The 17,671-nt window shown below is 43.2% G+C and carries 17 protein-coding genes and 1 riboswitch; of the genes, 10 read left to right on the plus strand and 7 right to left on the minus strand.

The features are described from left to right. Window positions 1-232: 232 nt before the first annotated feature. The 6 genes from AC5ELV_RS10205 (at window position 233) to AC5ELV_RS10230 (ending at window position 6,830) form a co-directional block, all read left to right on the plus strand. Entirely contained in the window at window positions 233-1,555 is a 1,323-nt protein-coding gene (locus tag AC5ELV_RS10205; protein ID WP_493430087.1) for an ABC transporter substrate-binding protein, read from the plus strand. Between the two features lie 67 nt (window positions 1,556-1,622). Further along, complete coding sequence (locus AC5ELV_RS10210; protein WP_220026345.1) at window positions 1,623-2,507, plus strand: carbohydrate ABC transporter permease; 885 nt, start codon at window positions 1,623-1,625, stop codon at window positions 2,505-2,507. A 2-nt stretch (window positions 2,508-2,509) separates the two neighbouring features. Then, window positions 2,510-3,343 carry a carbohydrate ABC transporter permease gene (locus AC5ELV_RS10215; protein ID WP_493430088.1) on the plus strand — a complete coding sequence of 278 codons (834 nt, stop codon included), beginning with the start codon at window positions 2,510-2,512 and terminating at the stop codon, window positions 3,341-3,343. Window positions 3,344-3,403: 60 nt separating this feature from the next. Continuing rightward, the gene (locus AC5ELV_RS10220; protein ID WP_493430089.1) at window positions 3,404-4,453 is read left to right on the plus strand and encodes a glycoside hydrolase family 130 protein; all 1,050 of its coding nucleotides are present in this window, start codon (window positions 3,404-3,406) and stop codon (window positions 4,451-4,453) included. Between the two features lie 12 nt (window positions 4,454-4,465). After that, the gene (locus tag AC5ELV_RS10225; RefSeq protein ID WP_493430090.1) at window positions 4,466-5,425 is read left to right on the plus strand and encodes an alpha/beta fold hydrolase; all 960 of its coding nucleotides are present in this window, start codon (window positions 4,466-4,468) and stop codon (window positions 5,423-5,425) included. Between the two features lie 57 nt (window positions 5,426-5,482). Continuing rightward, a riboswitch (purine riboswitch) is annotated at window positions 5,483-5,582 on the plus strand. A gap of 69 nt (window positions 5,583-5,651) precedes the next feature. After that, the gene (locus AC5ELV_RS10230; RefSeq protein ID WP_493430091.1) at window positions 5,652-6,830 is read left to right on the plus strand and encodes an MFS transporter; all 1,179 of its coding nucleotides are present in this window, start codon (window positions 5,652-5,654) and stop codon (window positions 6,828-6,830) included. A gap of 128 nt (window positions 6,831-6,958) precedes the next feature. On the opposite strand, the gene AC5ELV_RS10235 is transcribed toward AC5ELV_RS10230, so the two are convergent. From AC5ELV_RS10235 to AC5ELV_RS10265, 7 genes are all read right to left on the minus strand, one after another. Further along, a complete protein-coding gene (locus AC5ELV_RS10235; RefSeq protein WP_493430092.1) occupies window positions 6,959-7,741 on the minus strand; it encodes a Cof-type HAD-IIB family hydrolase in 783 nt (260 codons plus the stop codon). 24 nt (window positions 7,742-7,765) lie between these two features. Further along, complete coding sequence (locus AC5ELV_RS10240) at window positions 7,766-8,230, minus strand: nucleoside-diphosphate kinase (RefSeq protein ID WP_493430093.1); 465 nt, start codon at window positions 8,228-8,230, stop codon at window positions 7,766-7,768. Window positions 8,231-8,278: 48 nt separating this feature from the next. Then, window positions 8,279-9,172, minus strand: a complete 894-nt coding sequence (locus AC5ELV_RS10245) for a radical SAM protein (RefSeq protein WP_493430094.1) — start codon at window positions 9,170-9,172, stop codon at window positions 8,279-8,281. A gap of 13 nt (window positions 9,173-9,185) precedes the next feature. Beyond that, a complete protein-coding gene (locus AC5ELV_RS10250; protein ID WP_493430095.1) occupies window positions 9,186-10,160 on the minus strand; it encodes an ABC transporter ATP-binding protein in 975 nt (324 codons plus the stop codon). A gap of 15 nt (window positions 10,161-10,175) precedes the next feature. Then, window positions 10,176-10,979 (minus strand): ABC transporter permease, encoded by an 804-nt coding sequence (locus AC5ELV_RS10255; RefSeq protein ID WP_493430096.1) that lies wholly within the window; start codon window positions 10,977-10,979, stop codon window positions 10,176-10,178. A gap of 3 nt (window positions 10,980-10,982) precedes the next feature. Then, on the minus strand, window positions 10,983-11,681 hold the full coding sequence (locus AC5ELV_RS10260; protein ID WP_493430097.1) for an ABC transporter permease: 699 nt from the start codon (window positions 11,679-11,681) through the stop codon (window positions 10,983-10,985). An 89-nt stretch (window positions 11,682-11,770) separates the two neighbouring features. Further along, entirely contained in the window at window positions 11,771-13,204 is a 1,434-nt protein-coding gene (locus AC5ELV_RS10265) for a nucleotidyltransferase family protein (RefSeq protein ID WP_493430098.1), read from the minus strand. A gap of 269 nt (window positions 13,205-13,473) precedes the next feature. Between AC5ELV_RS10265 and AC5ELV_RS10270 the strand changes: the two genes are divergently transcribed. The 4 genes from AC5ELV_RS10270 to AC5ELV_RS10285 all read left to right on the plus strand — a co-directional run bounded on the left by AC5ELV_RS10270 (window position 13,474) and on the right by AC5ELV_RS10285 (window position 17,668). Next, complete coding sequence (locus AC5ELV_RS10270; RefSeq protein WP_493430099.1) at window positions 13,474-13,617, plus strand: RAxF-45 family protein; 144 nt, start codon at window positions 13,474-13,476, stop codon at window positions 13,615-13,617. 103 nt (window positions 13,618-13,720) lie between these two features. Continuing rightward, the gene (gene abc-f / locus AC5ELV_RS10275) at window positions 13,721-15,799 is read left to right on the plus strand and encodes a ribosomal protection-like ABC-F family protein (protein WP_493430100.1); all 2,079 of its coding nucleotides are present in this window, start codon (window positions 13,721-13,723) and stop codon (window positions 15,797-15,799) included. 343 nt (window positions 15,800-16,142) lie between these two features. Next, a complete protein-coding gene (locus tag AC5ELV_RS10280) occupies window positions 16,143-16,871 on the plus strand; it encodes an ABC transporter ATP-binding protein (protein ID WP_493430101.1) in 729 nt (242 codons plus the stop codon). After that, window positions 16,868-17,668, plus strand: a complete 801-nt coding sequence (locus AC5ELV_RS10285) for an ABC transporter permease (RefSeq protein ID WP_493430102.1) — start codon at window positions 16,868-16,870, stop codon at window positions 17,666-17,668. The genes AC5ELV_RS10280 and AC5ELV_RS10285 overlap by 4 nt, the downstream gene beginning before the upstream one ends. Window positions 17,669-17,671: the final 3 nt, after the last annotated feature.

Consider the following 17,671-nt stretch of genomic DNA (forward strand, 5'->3'; position numbering starts at 1 on the left):
ACAAAGCCTCCTTCGGAAAATGAATTATTAGGTTATCGTTAACTTTACAGAATTATCATATCTAGCTATTTGTAAACTGTCAACTATTCTTGAACTGTGTTTTCCCACAAGGTTAAAGCCTACTATACTGTACAAAAAAATAATGTAATTGACATAGTAAGCGTTATCATAATAAAATAACTTTTGTTAGCTTAACGATAACCTTATTCAAAAAAACAGGAGGGGTCGTCTTATGAAGTTGTCTAAAGTTTTGGTGCCATTGTTGTCAGTGCTATTAGTAGCGGGTTTGTTAGCGGGCTGTGCTCCAAAAGCATCGGATACACCAGCAGCCAGCTCTGATCCAAAGGGTGTGGAGGGTGAAATTACGGTTATCACACAGCGGACGGATATTGTGGATACCGTGTTTCAAGACTACGCCAAGGAATTCAACAAGCTTTATCCGAACGTAAAAGTTAATTTCCAAGCGTTAGCTGATTATGAGAGCCAAATCAAAATTCGGATGGGGACCAGGGATTATGGAGATGTTTTGCTGATTCCTACCAGTATCCCAATTGCGGAACTACCCGAATTTTTCGAACCACTGGGCACTTATACGGAGATGAAAAGCAAGTATACCGGCATTGAGGAGCGTATGGTGGACAACAACGTCTACGGTATTCCGGTAGCGATGACGTACTCCGGTGTGATTTATAACAAAAAAGTGTTCAAGGACGCGGGAATCACACAACTTCCCAAAACCACGGATCAATTCCTGAAAGCGTTACAGCAGATTAAGGACAAAACCAAGGCAATTCCTCTGTTTACGAACTATGCTTCTGGGTGGGCACTAACCCAGTGGGAAGCTGATTTGGCAACAGTGGCGGGTACGAAGGAATATGTGAATGTCACACAGCCGAATACAGACGACAATTTTACGAAGGGTCAGCCTCACTACGAGCTGTATAAGGTCCTGTACGATGCGGCTAAAAATGGTCTGATTGAAAAAGATCCAACGACTACGGATTGGGAGACCTCCAAGGCGGATCTTGCTCAAGGCAAAATCGGTACGATGGTGCTTGGCTCTTGGGCGATTGACCAGATTAAAAGTACTGCTACCAACAAGGATGATATCGGCTTTATGCCTTTTCCAACCAACGCCTCCAAGGTACTTGTTCCGCTGGCAGGTGATTACAACCTTGGTATTAACGTAAACAGTGAAAATAAAGCAGCAGCTCGTGCCTGGGTGGACTGGTTTACTGACAAGTCCAACTATGCGGTAGAACAGGCAGGTAGCGTTAGTCCACTACAGGGGGCGAAATTACCTGACATTTTGAAGCAGTACGGAGATCAGGGAGTTGTCTTTGAAACGCTCACTCCGTCTCCAAAAGGACAGGAAGGGATTGTCGATAAAATCGACAAAAAGGGAGAAATCGGCTTGTGGCAGCCTGACTTCAAGAAACGCATTATTGAGGCAGCGGTCGGTAACCGCCCGGAATCCTATGACACTATTATGAAGGATCTGAACGACGCATGGGTGAAGGCACGTGCTGAAGTGGCTGCAAAGGAAGCAAAATAGCCATCTGAACTGACGAAAAGAAAGGATCGACGTAATAGTCGATGGACGGATAGCCAGGAGGTGCAGCATGTTAAAATTTTCGAATCTCAGCTACTCCAAACAAAGATTGGCGATTATTGTTGCCTTTTCATTTATTCCGCTAGCATTGCTGATTACTTTTGCGTACTTGCCGGTGATCAATATGTTTAAGTACAGCTTTTCGGACTGGAATGGCTATAGTAAGCGTCTGGAATATGTGGGCTTTGAAAACTATATCAAAATCTTTACCGACCCCGAGTATTTCTCGGTGTTTAAAGTCAGTCTGTATTACTTTGTAGCCACGTTTGTACAGATGGGGCTGGCCCTTTATTTTGCAACCATTCTCAGCTTTCAAACCTGGTTTAAAAATTTCTTTAAAGGTGTTTTGTTTTTTCCTTCCCTGATGAACGGGGTAGCCATTGGTTTTATTTTTCTATTCTTTTTTAAGCCAGACGGTACCCTTGATACACTGCTTCAGGCAGTGGGGCTGGGTTCGTATATCAAGCTGTGGCTGGGTAATCCGGAGATTATCAATATTTCGCTGGCTGGCACGTCAATCTGGAGATACATGGGCTTTAACTTTATTGTGTTTCTGGGTGCGATTTCCTCCATATCCAGTGATTTGTATGAAGCGTCTGATATGGACGGGGCTAACCGCTGGCATCAGTTCCGCTCTATTATTTTGCCGAGTATCAAGCGGATTTTGCAGTTGAATCTCATCTTGGCGATTAGCGGGGCGATCAGTGCGTTCGACATCCCGTATATTATGACCGGTGGCTCCAACGGCAGTGAAACATTCGTCATTCAGACGCTTGATGTGGCATTCAAATACAGCAAGGTCGGTTTGGCCTCAGCGATGGCAGTCGTTCTGCTGCTGATCGTGATTGCTGTCACACTACTTCAACGGTTGCTAATTCGGGGAGAGGAGGACTAATCATGTATAAGCTGAAAAGAATACTGGGTAGCAGCATCAAGTATGTCGTGCTACTGCTAGGTGCGTTCATTGCTCTACTTCCGATTGTTGTAATTTTGTTTACATCTTTGAAGACGAAGGCTGAATATGCGGCAACCAGTCCTCTGACTCCCCCCGTGAACTGGCTGAATTGGGCTAACTATACCAAAGCCTTTATCAACGGAAATATGTTAACCGGATTTGTGAATACAGCTTTTATTTTGCTGATTTCAATCATCGGGGCCACGTTGACCGGTTCCATGATTGCGTATATTTTGAACCGTTTTAAATTTAAGGGCAAAAGTCTCATGTTGGGTGCGTTCTTGCTCGCCACGCTCATTCCGGGGGTGACGACACAGGTGTCGACATTCCAGATCATTAACAAGTTGGAACTGTTTAACACGCCTTGGGCTGCCATTTTACTGTATTTGGGGACTGATATTATTGCGGTGTATATTTTCCTGCAATTTTTGGATTCCATCGCGGTGGCACTGGATGAATCGGCCATGCTGGATGGGGCCTCCTATCTGACGATCTACTGGCGCATTATCTTGCCCTTGCTGAAGCCTGCCATTGTGACGGTGATCATTATCAAGGGCGTTAATATTTACAACGACTTTTACACCCCGTTCCTGTATATGCCCAAAACAAGCCTTCAGGTAATATCGACGGCGCTGTTCAAGTTTAAAGGGCCATATGGATCACAATGGGAAGTCATTAGCGCGGGCATTATCATTGCCATTATTCCGACGCTGATTGCGTTTTTATCATTACAAAAATATATCTATAACGGATTCGCACAGGGCTCAGTGAAATAGAACAACGGCGAAATCAAAAAACGATGAAATCAAGTATCTCGGTGAGAGGAGAATATACGTATGAATAAATTGAATGTGGATTTGGATGTAGGTAACGTACGAATTGTGGGAGAAAGTCTGTCGAAAATGCCGTGGCAGGATAAGCCGAAAGGCAGCGAGGCTCCGGTGTGGAGGCATACTGAAAACCCAGTCATTGGACGCAATCCTGTGCCGGGCATTGCCCGTATTTTCAACAGTGCAGTAGCTCCGTATGAAGGGCGGTTTGTAGGGGTGTTCCGGGCTGAAACGATTAATGGACGTCCGCATTTGCATCTGGGCTGGAGTGACGACGGGTTGGCTTGGGACATTGAGACAGAACGTCTAAACTTGGTCGATGAGGAAGGAGCGGAATACCAGCCTAATTATGCTTATGATCCGCGTCTGGTCCGAGTGGAGGATACGTATTACATCATCTGGTGTACCGATTTTTACGGCGCAGCGCTGGGGATAGCACAAACGAAGGATTTTAAAAGCTTTGTACGATTGGAAAATCCGTTCCTGCCGTTTAATCGTAATGGTGTGCTGTTGCCCCGCAAGCTAAACGGGAACTTTATGTTGCTATCCCGTCCGAGCGACAGCGGACATACACCGTTTGGCGACATTTTTCTAAGTGAAAGTCCTGACTTGGTCTATTGGGGCAAGCACCGTCATGTCATGAGCAAGGGCGGACAGGGCTGGTGGCAATCGGTTAAGATTGGCGGCGGACCGGCTCCGATTGAGACGACCGAGGGCTGGCTGATGTTCTATCACGGGGTGACAGGCACGTGCAATGGGCTGGTATACAGCATGGGCGTAGCTGTTCTTGACCTGGATGATCCGTCTAAAGTTAAATATCGTTCCTCCAATTTCGTGTTGACCCCAGAGGAATGGTATGAAGAGCGGGGGTTTGTGCCGAATGTGGTATTTCCGTGTGCTACACTGCATGATGCGGACACGGGCCGGATTGCGATTTATTATGGAGCCGCTGATACGTATGTAGGTATTGCCTACACGACAGTGTCCGACATCATGAAGTATGTCATCGCAACGGATGAAGTGGTCGCAGACGACCGTGAGTCGGGCCGGATGTAGGAGGGAACTTGAATGCCTGAGGATATGTCTTTACAGCAATTGCAGTCGTATATGGGGAGTAACCCGAAGCCGCCGGATTTTGACGCATACTGGGAAAGGGCATTACAGGAGCTGGAGCACCAGCCGCTTGATTATACACTGGAGCCTGCTGATTTTGTCTCTCCGATGGTGGAGTGTTACCATCTATATTTTACTGGAGTGGGCGGAGCAAAGGTTCATGGGAAGCTGGCTCGTCCCAAGCACCTTACAGAACAAGGGCCAGCATTGGCCATGTTTCATGGATATTCCTGCGACAGTGGCGACTGGTTCGACAAGGTAAGCTATGCGGCACACGGATTCACCGTGCTGGCCATGGATTGCCGGGGGCAAGGAGGGCTGTCTGAGGACAATTTACAGGTTCAAGGAACGACGGTTCGCGGCCACATCATCCGGGGGATTGACGACCCGGACCCGGATCGGTTGTATTACCGCAATGTATTTTTGGATACCGTGCAGACGGTGCGCATTCTAATGTCTATGGAACAGGTCGACCCTGAACGGATCGGCGCATTTGGCTGCTCCCAGGGAGGGGCCTTAACGGTTGCCTGCGCTGCATTGGAGCCGCGTGTCCGTGTGGCAGTCCCGGTATATCCGTTCCTGTCGGACTATAAAAGAGCTTGGGCGCTGGATGCTACTACATCGGCATATGAAGAACTGGTTTATTATTTCCGTTGGTTTGATCCGAATCATGTGCGTGAGGAGGAGCTGTTTTACCGATTAGGCTACATCGATATTCAACATTTGGCAGATCGTATTCGTGGTCGTGTGTTGTTTGTGACAGGGCTGTCGGACATCATCTGTCCGCCTTCCACGCAGTTTGCGGTGTACAATAAAATCGTATCAGACAAGGAAATACTCCTGTATCACGAATACGGTCATGAGTACCTACCTTATCTGTCGGATCGTGCTATGAGCGAATTTTTGCGGCTGTAGGGGGTTGAACTTAGCCACAGGCTCCTTTATAGTAATAGCTATAACCTTCGTGAATGCGTAATAAATGAATGCCCCATTTGTATAACCTCAATAATATGGTTTGAGGGTCTCTACCAGGAACCGATAAATCCTGATTACAAAAAGTGTACGTCTTGTACATTTCTTGTGGTCAGGATTTTTTTGCGTAATACGAGGGAATTTACATGACAGCAAAGGAGCTAATGTAATGAACTTCAAAGTAGTTATTTTAACGATTGCGACCTTTACGGTGGGGCTGGTTGAGCTGATCATCGGTGGCGTGCTGCCCCAAATTGCACAGGATTTGAATGTCTCCGTAAGCACGGCAGGACAGCTTATCATGATCTATGCGCTTGTGTACGCTATTGCTGGACCAACCTTGTTAGCGTTGACCGCTAAAATTGAACGAAAACGACTGTATCTGTGGTCGATGTTTATCTTTATTCTGGGAAGTCTGCTGGCCTTCTGGAGTCCGAATTATGCTGTCTTGTTTGTATCCCGTATCATTACCGCTGCAAGCGGGTCGCTGATCGTGACATTGTCACTGACCATTGCAGTCAAAGTGGTGTCCAAGGCTTATCAGGCCCGTGTCCTTGGTGTCATCTCCATGGGGGTTAGCTCCTCCATCGTTCTAGGTATTCCAGCCGGGGTGTTGATTGGAAATGCGTTTGGCTGGAGGGTGCTTTTCCTGATCATTGCCTTGTTGACGGTCGTTGCTATGATCGTTATCAATTTGTTTATGGAGCGGATTCCGACGGAACATGTTGTGCCTATGCGTGATCAGTTGAAATCCTTAAAAAATGTTAAAGTCATCAGTGCTCATCTGGTGACCACGCTGACACTGGCGGGCCATTACACGTTATATGCGTATTTCACTCCATTTTTAGAAAATATGATGGGCTTAAACGCCTCTTGGATTAGTGTGGCCTATTTTGTCTTTGGGCTGGCGGCAGTGAGCGGTGGTTTTATTGGCGGCTCTTTGGCAGATCGGTTCGGCACAGCGAAAAGTATTCTAATCGTCGTTGGCGTATTTATCGCCGTGATGTTCTTGCTGCCATTCTCAATCCACTCGATTTATGTATTTGCACCACTATTGATCATCTGGGGCATACTGAGTTGGGCCTTGTCACCCCCGATGCAAAGCTATCTTATTGAAAATGCACCCGAATCGGGTAGTATTCAGCAAAGCTTTAATTTCTCCGCACTTCAGGTCGGGATCGCTCTCGGTTCTGCCTTGGGAGGAGTAGTGATTGAGAATAGTGAATCTGTTGCCACGAACGCTTGGGTGGGTGGCGCATTTGTGATTGTTGCTTTTGTTTGCGGCGTGTTTTCGATTACCAGAGCCGGGACATCGCAGGCTGTCAGAGGGCACCGCTCTGTTTCATAGTTTGATACAGGTGGACTACAGGAAAGCACCTACCTTATTTGAGGGAAAACTTACAGCATAAAAAGTCGCAGGGACAATCCTGCGACTTTTTTGTACTGTATTAGGTGACTTTTAAACTTAGACTATTGCTATAATAGCTTAAACCTCTGAAGAGCATACTCAATCCCGTCATTTTCCACCGATTTTGTTACGAAGTTGGCAATTTCTTTTAAATGTTCCGTTGCATTCCCCATAGCTATTCCGATACCAACCGTCTGCAGCATCTCCACATCGTTTCCACTATCTCCAAATGCCATAGCTTCTTCTGCCGTGATTCCGTAATGCTCCAAAATTTTTTGGACAGCGATTGCTTTGCTGTTTCCTTTTTTCTCGATGTTGTAAGCATGGGGAAGATTAGCTCCCCATTGGTAGAACTGTAGGTGCTCCGAAATGTTTTGATACTCTTGGATTTTGCCTTGGTTTAGAAACAAGCACATTCCTATATACTCTACTTCTTTCTCCGGAAACATAACGGGGATGGATTGGCAGTCGATATTTTTTAAAATAGGCAGGGCCATTTCTGGAGCCAATTCATTTGAGTGACTCTCCTCAATTCCAAAACAGGATAAATGATCCTCATTAGTTTTACATAGCTTCACTAAATTAGTGAAGTCGATTGTGGAAATAGGATCTTTATAAATTTCTAACGTATCTAGCCGGATATAGGCCCCACTGAAGTTAATGAAATTCCGGACACCCAATAGATCTCCAACCGCTTTGGCGAAAAAGTAGGATCGTCCCGTAGCCAGAACAATATGGACCCCTTTTTGCTGTAGCATGTGCACGCTTCGAATGGTGGACTCAGGCACTTTTTCTGTTTCGTTATCTACGACAGTTCCATCTACATCCAAAAAGATTATTTTTATACTCACAATATCCCCCTTTAGTCTACATGGTTACATATGTGATTTCTCAGTTTTTCTTGCAATCAGCCAATCATCCAATGCTTTATTGTATTTGATTATTTCTGGCTCAGAGAAAAAAAGGAGTGATTCGCGTATGCCTTCACCAGACGAAGAGCAGTGGAGGATACCTCTTGATGGGTGGGAAGAGAAGTAGTAGCGGATGCTCCCACCCAAATCGGGTTTGCCCTGTATATCTTTAAGTAAACTTGCAGAATCAATACCTAAAGGTGACTCTACTGCAATTGCAACAACTGGACCATCCAAGCAACAATTAATTAAAGTCTGATAATGTGGTGAATTGATATGCTCTTGATAAAGATTTTCGATTTGGTCTCTGGTAGCAGTCAGGATTTTCAAGGCGACTACTTTAAGCCCTTTATCCTCAATGTAGCATAGAATTCTCCCAATTAGATTTCTCTGCACAGCTTCAGGTTTCAAAAGAATAAACCCTCGCATACAGTATCCCTTCTTTCTATGTTTAGATGATATGAAATATGATTCAGATTATTGCATTGTTTCAACTAGTTCATAATTGCTTAATAACTTTATGAGGTTATTAACATTATTCTTCTCGCTAATATGGCCGAGTAAAATTCTGTCATTATTTTCGTCATCATTTAACCATGCACCAATTCTATTTTGTTTTGGAATCCAGATGACCCCTTTTCCGTCAATGAGTAAGTATTGATTTTTTCTATTTAACCTGGATTTGAACTGGATTTTTAGGGGGCCTTTGTGAAGTGAGTCGATTGTGTTCTTAAGCTTGTTGAACTGATCATCAGCTATCTCAAATTTATGTTTGTTTTTAAATCCTCCTGGACCAATAGGCATGTATTGAAACAGTTGCCATTTACTTATGGAATCAAATTTTTTTAAATAATCATAAATGTGGATGATGTCGTTGTAGTTTTGTTTATGTACCACGGTATTGATACAGATATTTGCTTGCTTGAGACTGAGTACCTCTAAAATCTCTATGATATCATCTACTCTCAAGCCCCGCCTAAAAGTACTTATAATTTCGTCAGTTGAACCATCAAGTGGGATGCCGATGATCTCGATATCTTGAATGATTTCCTCAGCAGAAATTTTTTTAACCAATGTATTTCTCCCAATAATGACATCTTTAATTAGAGGAAGACCTACCGTATCCAGATTAATGCGAAAGTCCATGTTCTTTAATGATCGAAGAATAAAAGGCATATCTTCTCTCGCTAACGGATCTCCACCTGCCATGGTTACCTTTGATATATTAGTCTCTTCTTTGAATTGAGATAAAAAATTCAACAGATCATTGGTAGCGTAATCTGTGCTGCTAAAGTAATTATAGCAGCCAGGACATCGGACAAAGCACTTATTACCACCGCTTAATTGAATACTTCGATTTATCATATTCATGAATTGAACCCTCCTATTTATAGAAGTAACCGACTGCATCCGCAATTGCCGGTTCTTTAAGTTCCAAATCTATGATCTCGTGATTTGCTGCTATGATATGAAGGACTTCAGCTACTTTAATGACATCTTTGTTAAAGCCAATAATCATTTTATTTTTATGTTTCTCCTGAATACGTAGGCGAGGATCGTTTATCACTACATCGTCTCGTGCAAATTCAACAATAATTTGGTGTCCTAAGCTATATTGGTTTTTAAAATGATTGATAGGGCCGTCATAGACAATTTCACCATGATGAATAGTAATAATTCGGTTGCAAATTTGCTCAATATCGTCCATGTCATGTGTTGTTAAAATGACTGTGATTTGTTTTTCTTTATTAATTTCTTTAATAAAGGCTCTTATCTTCTGTTTAACTACAACATCCAAGCCAATGGTAGGCTCATCCAAATAGAGTATGGCCGGATTGTGTAGCAAAGCTACTACAAGCTCAGCTCTCATACGTTGTCCTAAACTAAGCTGTCTTACGGGTGACCGTAAGAAAGACCCCATTTCCAACAACTCAATATAAAAGTTGACATTATATTTGAATTCAAGATCAGGAATTCTGTAAATTTTTTTATAAAGATCAAATGTCTCTTCCATTGGAAGATTCCAGTACAGTTGAGATCTTTGTCCAAATACAACGCCGATTTGTTTGGCATTTTCTTTTCGGTTTTCATAAGGAACTCTCCCATCTACGGTCACCACGCCGGATGAGGGTACTAGGATACCTGACAGCATTTTAATTGTTGTAGATTTTCCGGCTCCATTGGCCCCGATATATCCTACGATTTCTCCTTTTTGAATATTAAAAGAGATATCATTCACAGCTCTTTTAACTGTATATTTATTTTGAAACAAAGATTGTATAGATTTATAAAACCCTTTCTGTCTCTCATAAACTTTGAATTCTTTAGAAACACCATTGACTTCAATGATGTTTTTCATGCCTACTCCCCCATTCTATGACCCAGTACTTTTATAGTTATTAATTCCTACTAACCAGAGAACATAAGCGATTACAAAGAGAATGATGCCGAATACCGGTGATAAAAATTGAAATAAGGGATGAAAAATTAAAAAATCATGTTTGTTTAAAAAAAACTGTGATGGATAAAAATTAATGAAAGCATACGGAAGAATAAAGGTCAGAAAAATTTGAATGAACGTTGGATAAATTGAAAGGGGATATCTAATGAAATTTTTGACCTGAAAAAATAATACGTCCTTCAAACTGCTGTTTTCGACCACCCAAAATGAAGGAATAGCGGTTAATAACAAGGCTGCCCCTTGGATTAAAGCCCCGCTCAGAATAACAACAATAAAGAAGAGAATATGAGTTAAGGACATTGAGATATGCAGATTGAGCAGAGCTATGGACATAGCGGCGATGGATAACAGCAAATGACTGAGATAGCCAGAATTAAATTCTCTGCAAACAAGATACATAAAACTGTTTAGCGGCTTGGTCAGTACTTCATCAAAGGTACCGTCTTTGATCATTACGGAGAGTCTGGAACTTGGACTCGATAAAAAGAAGCTAGCCAGAGCGTAGGAGCATAGATTTAGGGCATATAACAGCAGAACTTCATACGAACTCCAACCATTAATCTCATTAAATCTATCAATGATGATCCAGAGAAGAAAAAACTCTGCTCCATAAGAAGACAACTGGGCAATCAGTCCAAGTGTAAAAGCCTTTTTATACTGGAGAATGCCGAGAATTTGAATTTTAATAAATTCAAAATACAAGGAAATATAACGCATGATTTACCCTCCATGTACGATCACCCTTTTTTGGACTTTATTCCATACAAATCTTTCAATACAAAAAAGAATACATACCCAAAACAATTGAGTTAATAGCAATAGTAAGGTTTGTGTCAAAGTATGTTTTCCTAAAAATATGGAAATAGGTTCAAAAAAGATAAAACGTAGCGGTAAATAACTGCAAACCTGAACTAACCAATCAGGATAGTACCAAATAGGAATTGTAGAACCGGAAAAAAGTTCAAAAATTGCACCTACTATAAACGGAAAATACCATGATGTTTCTAACCAAAATGCGAATAGACCAATGATGAATTTAATGAAAAACGAAATTAGGACGGCAAATACAAGACTGACTGTAAATAGCATGAAGTTAAGGGGAGTCATGCTGATCTGTAGTCTATAAAAAAAAGAAAAGAACAAGAACGATGGGAAAAAGATAAACAGCACCTGAAACATGTTGTTACCTGCATCTTCCGCAAACATATAATTTCTGAAGTGGATTGGCTTGGTAAAGTCGGTAATAATGGTTCCCTTATCAATTTTCTCACCAATTTTAGTTCCGGCTTCTGAACGCGTAATATTAAAAATAAATGATGAAACTAGCACGTATATAATCATCTGGCCAAGTGTTGCATCCGATCCCGCAGAGGAATCTTTAAAAAGTGCAATCCATACACTGATTTGAATAAAAATCATAATGAATCCCGCAAACATAGATGTAAAGAAATTGAACTTGTAAGCATACTTTTCCCTGAACGATAATTCAAAAAATTTTAGATAAAGGCTCAAAATCCCACCTCTTTCTTTATGACAATCAATGGAATTATACAGTCCACCTCATTTCCTTGCTCGTGCTTTTCAATGTATAGATTGAGTCCCAGTTTACTATCCCCTAAAAGGTAATGCCCTAGTTCATCAGGTTCGAGGAAGAACTCAGTTGATAGAGTTCTACTTGTTGTATGATAATTCAATTTAACTTGTTTGCTTGTTCCGCCAAACTTTTCAATATTTTTGATATTGCCTAATACGGTGATTTTAGCAGTACCAAAATTAAAGTTTATAATATCTTTGTCATGAATTTGTTCAACGTCTCGTAATTCTGCCCGTATATGCATCTTGTCATTCCATGTAATAGATACATGTACAGAGGGTGCGCAATTACCATTTTTCGATAGATAATGTACGGGGGTTAAGGATTCAATGTCTTTTTGAAAATCTAAATACAGTGTACGATTATCTGGCAATACTAGAGGCTGAGCCCCCAGATTAATTAAAACGCTTTCAAATTTGGAGTCAAAAATAATGGATGACATTGGCTTAGGTATAACCCAACTGTGAAGATTCCAAAAAAGGATCTGTGGGAAATGCTTAAGCGTTGTATTTACATCGGGAATTCCTGTCTGATAGACTTTTTGAAGTAATGTATTCACAAATTCTACAGCATGAGAAGCATGGAATTTGGAGGAAAGCCTTAAGAATGTTTCTGCGTGAAAGGTAGGCTCTTGTAAAAGTAAATATACTTCAACCAAGTCAACCAGCTTGAAGTGAGGGATGACATCAACCCTTGTTATATAATCTCTGAACATAGATGAGCAAAGTATAATTAAAGACATATTTACATTAGGGATGAGCACATGCTTAAAAAGTTGGACAGAATTAAGGACAAGATCATCATATGTGATCTCTCCGCTGAAAGACATACCTTCTGTAGTGGTCATTATAGTATCGGGAGAGATACCATTAATATCTGTGGGATAGGACACCACTGGAACAAATTTGTGCAGATCAATCAAAATATTATCTTTTTTTAATTCGGAAAGTTCATGGCCTGTCTCGGCCTTCGTTTCATGAAAGCCTTGGGAAAGCAACTCTTCTTTAAGTGTGTGTGGATTACTAGATAACAAGTCTATATCTGACGTACCCCTTAGTAGGATTCTCCCGTTTGTAAGGTGGTAATTAGCTAGTCCTTTGATAATTACTAAGGGTTGTTCCGAATATTTCTGCAGTTCTTCTAAGAATTGAATGGATATATTATAGTAGTCAGTTATTGATTGTAACTGACTTTCGAGCTGTGGAATTTCCTTATCTATTGACCTTCGGAAATAGGGTTGTAGTTTATGCTTTTGAATAGCTGGTAGTAACTGTTCAAAATCAGTGATAGCGTTATCATTTCTGTGTATACTTTGAATAAACTTGTGTAATAATCTTAATTCATCCATAAGATCCTCCATTTTGATAAATATATTAGTATTTTGGTAGTTGTATTGTTATTCTAATTGGTTTGAAAATTCTAAACTACCCTACTAATTAGGATGAAATTCATATGTAAATTAGACATATATTTCAAAAAAATAATTATTTTTATATATTTTACTTTAAGTAATGTTGCTTTTAAGGGACTGGAGTGATCAGATTTTCAATGGCGCTCTTTTATAATGCGAGCAAACATGTTATACTACACACAATTATGAAGAAGGAGGTGAGGTAGGTGAATCACGAGATGCTGAACAACCGTATTAGCCAGCTGCCGATTGCTATGGCTGGCATTGTTCATGCTTTTCCATACAACGGGAGAAGTCTGTCTAGTTTTAATCATACGGTTGTAAACATCGCGAGAAGACGCCTACCTTAACTCGAACGGATTGCTGTATCTTCCGAAGAGTCGCGGGGTTGCTCCTGCGGCTCTTTTTGTGTTACCCGGGTAAGGGTCTTCCTAAATAAAGGAGAGCCTGAACATGTATATAGTAAACGCTCAACAATTGAAAAAATACCACGCTGCCAATCTGATTTTGGATGGTGCATCGTTTGAAATCCATACGGGAGAAAAGGTGGGGCTCATCGGCCGCAACGGAAGCGGTAAAACCACCCTATTACGCCTAATCGCACGTTTGTCCCGCCCGGATGAAGGGCAGCTCGTCATCGCCAAGGATACGAAAATCGGCTATTTACCGCAAATTCCGGCGGAGTTTGAGAGTTTCACCGTGTACGAAACGCTGGCTTACGCCTATCGTGAGCTGAAGGATTGCCGCAATCAGATGAGCACACTGGAACGGGAAATGTCAGATAAGATTGTGGCAGCGGATGCGGGTCTTCTGGAGAAGCTGCTGCAATCGTATGCTGCCTTGCAGGAACGGTTTGAACGCAACGGGGGCTATGAAATGGATGCAAACATTGACCAGGTAGCGGATGGTCTGCGTATTCCGAAAGGCATGTATACGCGCAGCTTCGGCTCGCTGTCGGGTGGAGAGAAAACAAAAATAGCGCTGGCATCACAGCTCATCGGACGACCGGATTTGCTGCTGCTGGATGAGCCGACCAACCATCTGGATTTGAAAGGGCTGGAATGGCTGGAGCAATTTTTGCAGGGCTACACAGGCGCATGTGTGGTTGTGTCCCATGATCGTTATTTTCTGGATCGGGTCGCCGTTAAAATGATTGAGCTTGAGGATGGTGAGGCGTTTACGTATTATACGAACTACAGCGGCTATGTTAAGGAAAAGGAAGAACGATTGCTACTACAATTTGAAGATTATAAGGAACAGCAAAAGCGGATCAAAAAGATGAAAGAGGCCATTCGGCGTTTTGAAGAGTGGGGGCGCAATGGCGACAACGAAAAGTTTTTCAAAAAAGCAGCCTCCATTCGTAAGGCGTTGGAGCGCATGGAACTGGTGAAGCGGCCTATACTGGACCCGCAGGGGGCGGAATTTCACTTAAAACTGGAGGATCGTTCCGGTCGCCGGGTGCTACAGTTTGAAGAAATCGTTAAAGCCTATGGAGAGCGTCAGATATTAAACGGGGCAACGGGCAGCTTGGATTTCGGTGAAAAGGTGGCCTTACTGGGTGATAACGGTTCAGGCAAAACGACGCTGCTCAAGCTGCTGCTTGGTCAGGAAAGCGCGGATGCAGGCACGGTCCAGTGGGGTGCGCGCGTGGAGTACGGATATTTGGCGCAGCAAGAGGCGGAACGGAGTAGCCGGGCGACTGTGCTTGCTTACTTCAAGGAGGAAGCAGGGGTGGAAGAAGGCGAGGCACGTGGGTTGCTAGCGAAGTATTTATTTTACGGTGCCGATGTGTTTAAACCCGTGAGCATGCTGTCCGGTGGCGAATGGTCCCGCTTGCGGCTGGCGTTGCTGGTCATGAAAAAGCCAAATTTGTTGGTGCTGGATGAGCCGACGAACCATCTGGACATTGACTCACGCGAGGCGCTGGAAGAAGCGTTGGACACCTACACGGGAACGGTGCTGACGATTTCCCATGACCGCTACTTTGTGAATAAGCTGGCAGGGCGCGTGTGGGAGCTGGAGGCTGGAAAGCTGACCTTTTATCTGGGCGGCTTTGATGATTACCGAGCGAAGAAGCGGGAGCTGGAAAACGCTCGTCTACAGAGCGAGGGGGATACCGGGAAGCGCCCGACATCTGCAAGCAGAGCCCCTTCGGGTGGCGGCTCAGGCTCGGGCACAGCTACACATTCCAGTGTAGCGAGCAATGGCACGAGGGCGGCTGCGCAGACGGGAGCGACTACGGAAGCTGATGTGAGCCGTGCACGCTCAGGCCGCTTGGGCTCGCCCGCTACCGGGTCTGGAGCCCGCGGAGCGAAGGCCGCAAAGCCATCACGCACGCCCGCTGCATCCAGCAGCGAGCGGTTGGAGCGGGCTATCGCCGCCAAAGAAGCAGAATTGGCGGCAGCGGATGCCGAGCTGGAGCTGCTCGGCGCGAGCGACGACACGATGCATATGGCGGAGCTGTGGGACGCGCGTGAGCGACTGCAAGCCGAGCTGGACACGTTGCTCGGCGAGTGGGTTGAGCTGGAGTAGGTGACAGGCTAGTAGTTACTGGATAGAAAATAGTTTATTTTATATAGAGGGTAGTCCTGAGGTAGAACGTTTACTGAAGGGCTACCTTTTTTTGCAGTGTAAAGACAAAAATATCATCACGAAAATTAATGACCATTAATTAAGATAAATGGTATTGATGTATTATTGTTATTATATTTTACATATAAAGAGAGTTGTTTGCATTTCGCAATATGTGATACTTTTTAAATGAACAAATAATATGAGTCATTGTTAAAAGAAGTTTATGTTATCCATCATGATCTTACATATCAAATGCACGCGTTGGAACATGTTGTGATTTGTTATGGATGGAGGGAATAGTATGTCGGACTCCTTACTGGAGGTCAGTCAGGTAACGAAAAAAATGGGGAAAAGGCATTTGTTAGACCGTGTTTCCTTTAAGCTTCAGAAAGGGAAGATATATGGATTCATCGGACCTAATGGAGCTGGCAAAACCACAATGATGCGAATCATGACCGGATTAATGCAGCCAACCAGCGGCTCTGTAAAGATAGCTTCGTATGATGTACAGACGGATCGGGAAAAGGCGCTGTCCAAGGTGGGGGCTATTATTGAATCTCCAGTCTTTTTTGATTATATGACAGGCAGACAGGTTTTGCGCAATTTGTCACGGTTACACTCTGAGATTGCGCCCTCAGATCGGGAGATACATATTGAAGATTTGCTTACAAAGGTGAGGCTGGAAACACGGGGAGATGACAAGGTGAAAACCTATTCGCTGGGAATGAAGCAAAGGTTAGGTATTGCGCAGTCCATGCTGGGTGCTCCAGAGCTTTTATTGCTGGATGAACCGTCCAATGGGCTTGATCCTATGGGAATGCGGGAGCTGAGAGATATTGTGCTTCAACTACGTGATTCAGCGAATTATGCTTTTTTTATCTCCAGTCATCTGTTGGATGAACTGCAACAGATGTGTGACGAACTCATTGTTATCAAAGAGGGCAGGCTAGTTTGGAAGGGGCCTGCTGATCAACTCGTGGAGGATGGTCAACGGCTAGAGGATGCTTTTATGGGATTGATGGGACTATGAAATCATTAATATACAGTGAGTTCGAGCGATTATGGAGACGAAAGTGGTTCTGGCTCATGGTGTTATGTACGCCGATCCTAGCCAGTTCAACAGGAGTATATTTCTTGCGCACGAGGGAGGTTCCTGTAGAGGTATTATCCTTAAACTTTGTCGTTACTGGTCTGCGTGAGAATTTGTTTTTAGCATGCAATATAGCTGTGGCTGCTTTAGCGGCTGCTGTATACACAGAGGAATTTCGAAGCGGGCAACTGCGTTTGTTATTTGTGCGCCGATTTACCCGTGGTCAGATTTTCTGGAGTAAGCTGCTGGTTTTGAATGTGTCTATCTTGTTTCTTCTCATTGTATTTGCAGTATCCTCGCAGGTGATCGTCGAAGTATGGACTCTGTCATATGATATAAGTGATGCGGGGCTGTCTGGATCTCAAGGACTGCAGATGCTTGAATACTATGGTTGGGCACTTGCCTCATTATTAGCAATAAGCTCCTTCTATTGTTTTATCGCTATGTACAGCAAGAGTGTAACGTATGCCATCGGTGTTTGTATGGTATACAATCTGGGCTCTCTGTTGTTTGATTCATTGTATTTAAAACTGGCCTCTTTTGTTTCTCATATCCCATACCTGCACAATGTGATCGCATTTATGATTGTTCCGTATATGCAGCATACAGGATTAGATAGGTCCTTAATGGGGAATTCGTCTGTGAATGGGGCGATTATTACCGTTGTTAGTCTATATCTTATCTTTTTTACTTGGGGCGCATACCGCCGTTTTGTGACCGATGATTATCTGTATTAGGGG

Source organism: Paenibacillus sp. NMA1017 (genome assembly GCF_058895805.1).